The following is a 6121-nucleotide window of genomic DNA, read 5'->3' as shown; positions in this document are numbered from 1 at the left end:
ATATACAACACCTTTTGGGCTTCGTGAGTTCAATTTCGATGCAGCTAAAGGCTTTTCATTAAACGGAAAACCAATGAAAATTTTAGGTGTTTGTTTACACCACGATTTAGGTGCCCTGGGTGCTGCCGTGAATGTGAGGGCAATGGAACGCCAACTGGAAATAATGAAAGCAATGGGGGTGAACGCTATCCGTACAGCCCATAACCCACCTGGACCTGAATTTTTAGATTTATGTGATAAAATGGGCTTCCTCGTTATGGATGAGGCTTTCGATATGTGGGTGAAAAAGAAAACCAAAAACGATTACCACTTAGATTTTCCAGCCTGGCATAAAAGAGATCTGGAAGATATGATTAAACGCGATCGTAATCACCCGTCGATTATCCTTTGGAGCATCGGCAACGAAATCCGCGAGCAGTTTGATAGTACAGGCATTGCGATTACAAGAGAGTTAGTCTCAATCGTTAAAAATCTGGATAAAACCCGTCCTGTAATTTCGGCGTTAACGGAAACAAAAGCTGAAAAGAACTTCATCTATCAGGCCAATGCATTAGATGTTTATGGATTAAACTACAACCACAAACTGTATAAAGATTTCCCTAAAAATTATCCTGGAGTGAAGTTTTTGGCTACAGAAACCACTTCGGCTTTAGAAACCAGGGGTTTTTACGATACAGCCGATACCATCCGTCGTTGGCCAAAAGATGGAAAAACGAAATTTACAGAGGGAAATAACGAGTGGTCGGCATCGGCTTACGATAATGTTTCGGCTTATTGGGGTTCTACACATGAAGAAACCTGGGCAGCAGCTAAAAAATACGATCATGTTTCAGGTTTATTTGTTTGGACGGGTTTTGATTACCTGGGTGAGCCTTTACCTTATCCGTGGCCAGCAAGAAGCTCATACTTTGGAATTGTTGATTTAGCAGGTTTCCCGAAAGATTCATATTACATGTACCAAAGCGAGTGGACAAACAAACCTGTGTTACACCTTCTGCCTCATTGGAACTGGAAACAAGGAAAATCGGTAGAAGTTTGGGCCTATTACAACAATGCCGATGAGGTAGAATTGTACCTGAACGGAAAATCGTTAGGGAAAAAATCAAAACAGGGCGATGATTTACATGTGCTTTGGAATGTGCCTTTTGAACCTGGAACTTTAAAAGCAGTATCCCGTAAAAGTGGCAAAGATGTTTTAGTACGTGAAGTGAAAACCGCAGGGGACCCGGCGARAATTGAATTAATCGCAGACCGGAAAAATATTAAAGCTGATGGTAAAGATTTATCTTTTGTAACCGTTCGTGTTTTAGACGCTGCTGGTAATGTAGTGCCAAATGCAGATAATCTGGTTGATTTTCAGGTTGAAGGTGTTGGTTTTATTGCAGGTGTTGATAATGGGTTTCAGGCAAGTTTAGAGCCTTTTAAAGCCAGTTACCGTAAAGCTTTCCATGGTTTATGTTTGGCCATTCTTCAATCAACAGAAAAAACCGGAACCATAAAATTAACAGCCTCATCAGCTGGTTTAACATCATCATCGATAATTATAAAAACAGGAAAATAGAATAACAGAAATGAACCTATCGGTTGGTGTCTCAGCAACCGAAATAAGTAAAATAAAAATATGGCCGGTGGAGACACCAACCATTAGAGAACAATAAAAGGCATTGTCATTCTGAGGAACGAAGAATCTGCAAACTATGGGAAACAGGCTCTGCTAAGGCAGCAATTGAATAGGCTTTGTGAAATAGGAAAGATTCTTCACTACGTTCAGAATGACAAAGAAATAAAAAGAAGAAATATAGTGGAGAAGACGATAAATTTAAAAGGAATAACCTGGAACCATAGCCGTGGGCTTTTGCCAATGGTGGCTACGGCACAGCGATTTTCTGAATTGTACCCAAATGTAAACATCACCTGGGAGAAAAGAAGCTTGCAGCAATTTGCCGATTTTTCAATCCAGGAGTTGGCAGAACGATTTGATCTGTTGGTTATCGATCATCCTTGGGCAGGTTTTGCCGCAAAAACAAAATCAATAGTGCCTTTGGATCTTTATCTTTCTAAAGAATATTTGAAAGATCAGGAAGAAAATTCTGTAGGTCAATCTTACGAGAGTTATTTTTATAATGAACACTTATGGGCTTTACCGATAGATGCGGCAACTCCTGTAGCAGCCTCAAGACCAGATTTATTAGCTCAAAAGGATTTGCTATTGCCTAAATCTTTTGAAGATCTATTGGCACTTGCCGATAAAGGTTTAGTTGCCTTTGCAGGTATTCCGATTGATGTATTAATGAATTTTTATACCCTATGCTGCTCTTTAGGTGAAGATCCTTGTCAAGGAAACGAAGAGGTGGTCTCTAAGGAAATTGGTAGCATGGCTTTGCAAATGTATCGGGAACTGGCCTCGAAAATAGATAAAGCAAACTTCAACAGAAATCCGATCCAGGTATATGAAGCAATGACTTTAACCGACGAAATTGCGTATTGCCCGTTTGCTTATGGCTACTCGAACTATTCGCGTAATGGTTATGCCCGCAAAATCTTGCATTTCCACGATATGATTTCTTTAGATGGTAAAACCAATCTGAGAAGCACATTGGGTGGAACAGGCTTAGCCATTTCTGCTAAATGCGAAGCATTGGAGATTGCTGCCAAATATGTAGAATTCGTAGGTTCGCCAGCCTGTCAGTCTACCTTGTTTTTTGAGAGTGGTGGTCAGCCAGGGCATTTGGCCGCATGGAAAAATGAAGAAGTCAACCGCCAGAGCCAGCATTATTTTCTGAATACTTTACCGGCCTTGCAAAGAGCTTTTCTCCGTCCACGTTACCATGGTTCGATGTATTTTCAAGATCATGCAGGCGATGTGGTGCGCGATTATTTAATAAATGGTAGAGATGAAATCAAGGTTTTATCAGCCATGAACAAATTATATGGGCAATCTAAAAGTTTAGTGTTATCATGAACAGACCGCTTGAAGGACTTTTGGTTTTAGAGTTTTGTCAATTTTTGGCAGGACCATCGGCTGGCTTGAAACTGGCCGATTTGGGTGCCCGTGTAATTAAAATCGAACGACCAAAAACAGGCGATGCTTGCAGGTCTTTATCCATCAAAAATCTTTTCGTTGATGAAGATAGCCTGCTTTTTCACACCATCAACCGGAATAAAGAAAGTTATACCGCCGATTTAAAAAATCCGGAAGATTTAGAAAGACTTAAAAAATTAATCAGCAAGGCCGATGTGATGACACATAATTTCCGTCCTGGTGTGATGGAGAAAATTGGTCTGGATTACGAAAATGTTCAATCCATTAATCCTAAAATTGTCTATGGTGTAGTTACAGGCTACGGAAGTGAAGGCCCGTGGAAAAACAAGCCAGGCCAGGACTTATTGGTACAATCCGTTTCAGGATTAACATTTTTATCGGGTGTTGATGTAGACGGACCAGTTCCTTTCGGACTTTCCGTTTCGGATATTATGTGCGGAAACCATTTGGCACAAGGTATTATGGCCGCTTTGATCAAAAGGGCAAAAACCAATAAAAGTGTTTTGGTTGAGGTGAGTTTGCTCGAATCCATTTTAGACGTACAGTTTGAAGTATTAACCACCTACTTAAACGATGGTGGTAAATTACCCGATAGAAGCGGAGCAAAAGGCAGTGCACACGCTTATTTAAGCGCTCCTTATGGCATGTACGAAACCAATGATGGTTATATTGCCATGGCCATGGGCAACCTGCCAAATATTTGTACGATCATCAATTGCGATATTACCGATCTGTATGTGGAGGCAGGTTCAGCATTCGAAAACCGCGATAAATTAATTGTCCGCCTCGCCGAAACCTTTAAAAAAGAAGATACAAAACTTTGGGTTGATCTTTTGGAAGGCCATGGTATTTGGTGCGCAGAAGTATTAAATTATCAAACCGCTACAGCATTGAATACCTATAAAAGCCTACAGATTGAACAGGAACTGGATTTAGATGAAGGCAAAAAAATAAAGACAACAGTAAGCCCGATTAGATTGGATAATGAAAAGTTATTTGCTTCGAAAGCTGCGCCAAAACTTGGTTTTGATACGGCTGAGATTGACAGGGAGTTTGAGTTGAGTTAGAGTGTGCGTCACCCTGAATTTATTTTACTGCGTAGCTTTCCGCTTCGCTACAGGTCAGGGTCTATCTAGCAGGAAAGATGCTGATCCCGAATCTTCGGGACAGCATGACGAGACGAGTTAAGAATAAATAAACAAAATTATGCTACCGCTTGAAGATTATTTAGTTATCGATTTCAGCCAGTTCCTATCGGGGCCATCAGCAAGTTTGCGCCTGGCCGATATGGGTGCGCGTGTAATCAAAATTGAGCGTTTGGGTGTAGGCGACATTTGCCGCACGCTCTATACCTCAAATCTGATTATGAATGGCGAATCATCTGTTTTTCATGCCATCAACAGGAATAAAGAAAGTTTTGAAGTTGATTTAAAACGCGAAGAAGATTGTGAAATGGTACGCGAACTGCTTAAAAAAGCAGATGTAATGATCCATAATTTCCGACCAGGGGTAATGGAGCGTTTGGGTTTCGATTATCAATCCGTTATCGCTTTAAATCCAACCCTAATTTATGGCGAAATTTCAGGCTATGGCAACAACACGGAATGGAAAAACAAACCCGGTCAGGATTTACTTTTGCAATCGGTTACCGGCCTAACCGGTTTAACCGGAAATGCCGATAGTGGTCCTGTAGCAATGGGTTTATCGATTATTGATATGTTGGCGGGCGCGCATTTGGCGCAGGGTATCCTGGCCTGTTTATACCGAAAAGCGTTAAAAAACKAAGGCGGTTTTGTACAGATCAGCATGATGGAATCCGTTTACGATTTCCAGTTTGAAACCATCACCACTTTTATGAATGATGGCGGATCTTTGCCCCAACGTTCTAAAAAGAACAGAAGATGGTTCAGGAAGTGGAAATGATTGATGGTTACAAATATGAAACCACCAGATGCCCGATCCGAATTGATGGCGAATTATTGACTTCAGCAATTGGTTCGCCAAAATTAGGACAGGATAATGAAAAAATTATCAAAGAATTTATAACACAGCATACCATTGCAAATGCATAACCAAGTAGAAACTTTCAGGATAGCCGTTCGTAAATTTGCGCCATTTGAAGCTGCGATGCAGAAATTCTGGGAACAATATTGTATCCGTTCGGGCTGTACACTAAAGTTGGAAATGGTGGTAATGGACCTGCACGAACTTTACAACAGTACCATCACTCAAAAAGGTTTGGCAAAAGGCGATTTTGATCTTGCGCACATCAGTACCGATTGGGTTTTGGAAGGCTATTCGGCCAATGATTTCGAAGTTTTAAATCCATATATCAACAAAAACAAACCCGACGATTTCCCGAGGGGATGGAGCAAATCGCTTTTAGGACTGCAGCGCTTCGGCTGGGAAGTGGTAGGTTTACCATTTCATGATGGACCAGAATGTTTTATTTATAGAAGAGATTTATTCGAAAGTGAAACTGAAAAGGCTCAATATTTTGCTCAATTCGGCAAAACCTTAGCAATACCTAAAACCTGGGAAGATTTTCATCAGATTGCCCGTTTTTTCAACCGTCCTGAGCAAAATTTATATGGCAGTATTTTCGCCTGTTATCCCGATGGCCACAATACCGTTTTCGATTTTGCTTTGCAATTATGGACGAGGGGCGGTACACTGGTTGATAAAAATGGTTTTATCCAGATTAATACCCAGGCAGCCATCGATGGTTTAAACTTTTACCGTAAAATTGTTAACGATAAAACTGCTGTTCATCCAAAATCTGCAGCATTCGAATCTGTAGCTGCAGGAATAGCCTTTTCACAAGGTGAAGCCGCCATGATGATCAATTGGTTCGGTTTTGCGGCCATGTGCGAAGTAGATTCGAACGCTAAGGTAAAAGGAAAAATTGATGTGGAACGATTGCCTTGCGCTCCAGGTAAAAACTCAGCTTCGTTAAACGTATACTGGCTTTACACCATTGCAAAGGGCAGTAAAAATAAAGACATTGCCTACGATTTTCTCCGCTTCGCACTGGCTGCAGAACAGGATAAACAGCTCACGTTAGCAGGAGGAATCGGC

At 41.0% G+C, this 6121-nt stretch carries 6 protein-coding genes; all 6 read left to right on the top strand.

All coding sequences use genetic code 11. The annotated features are described in order from the left end of the window. Positions 1 to 1561: glycoside hydrolase family 2 TIM barrel-domain containing protein (locus AC1DND_RS18550; RefSeq protein WP_477583879.1), on the top strand; the 1561-nt coding region annotated here is incomplete at its 5' end. A 240-nt stretch (positions 1562 to 1801) separates the two neighbouring features. Next, positions 1802 to 2962 (top strand): ABC transporter substrate-binding protein, encoded by a 1161-nt coding sequence (locus AC1DND_RS18545; protein ID WP_477583877.1) that lies wholly within the window; start codon positions 1802 to 1804, stop codon positions 2960 to 2962. Further along, complete coding sequence (locus tag AC1DND_RS18540) at positions 2959 to 4110, top strand: CaiB/BaiF CoA transferase family protein (protein ID WP_477583875.1); 1152 nt, start codon at positions 2959 to 2961, stop codon at positions 4108 to 4110. The genes AC1DND_RS18545 and AC1DND_RS18540 overlap by 4 nt, the downstream gene beginning before the upstream one ends. A gap of 139 nt (positions 4111 to 4249) precedes the next feature. Beyond that, positions 4250 to 4966, top strand: a complete 717-nt coding sequence (locus tag AC1DND_RS18535; RefSeq protein WP_477583873.1) for a CaiB/BaiF CoA transferase family protein — start codon at positions 4250 to 4252, stop codon at positions 4964 to 4966. Continuing rightward, positions 4945 to 5115 carry a hypothetical protein gene (locus AC1DND_RS18530; RefSeq protein ID WP_477583872.1) on the top strand — a complete coding sequence of 57 codons (171 nt, stop codon included), beginning with the start codon at positions 4945 to 4947 and terminating at the stop codon, positions 5113 to 5115. Before AC1DND_RS18535 ends, AC1DND_RS18530 begins: the two co-directional genes overlap by 22 nt. Continuing rightward, on the top strand, positions 5108 to 6121 hold a 1014-nt coding region (locus tag AC1DND_RS18525; protein WP_477583870.1), incomplete at its 3' end, for an extracellular solute-binding protein. The genes AC1DND_RS18530 and AC1DND_RS18525, both read left to right, overlap by 8 nt.

This window comes from Pedobacter sp. 01N416 (assembly GCF_056399685.1).
The sequence above is the reverse complement of the archived record's forward strand: the minus strand, read 5'-3'. Positions and strand labels throughout refer to the sequence as shown.

What these genes read in the sequence shown, in the direction of transcription:
- AC1DND_RS18530 (WP_477583872.1), top strand. Translation starts at nt 4,945, where the DNA reads ATGGTTCAGGAAGTGGAAATGATTGATGGTTACAAATATGAAACCACC.
- AC1DND_RS18540 (WP_477583875.1), top strand. Translation starts at nt 2,959, where the DNA reads ATGAACAGACCGCTTGAAGGACTTTTGGTTTTAGAGTTTTGTCAATTT.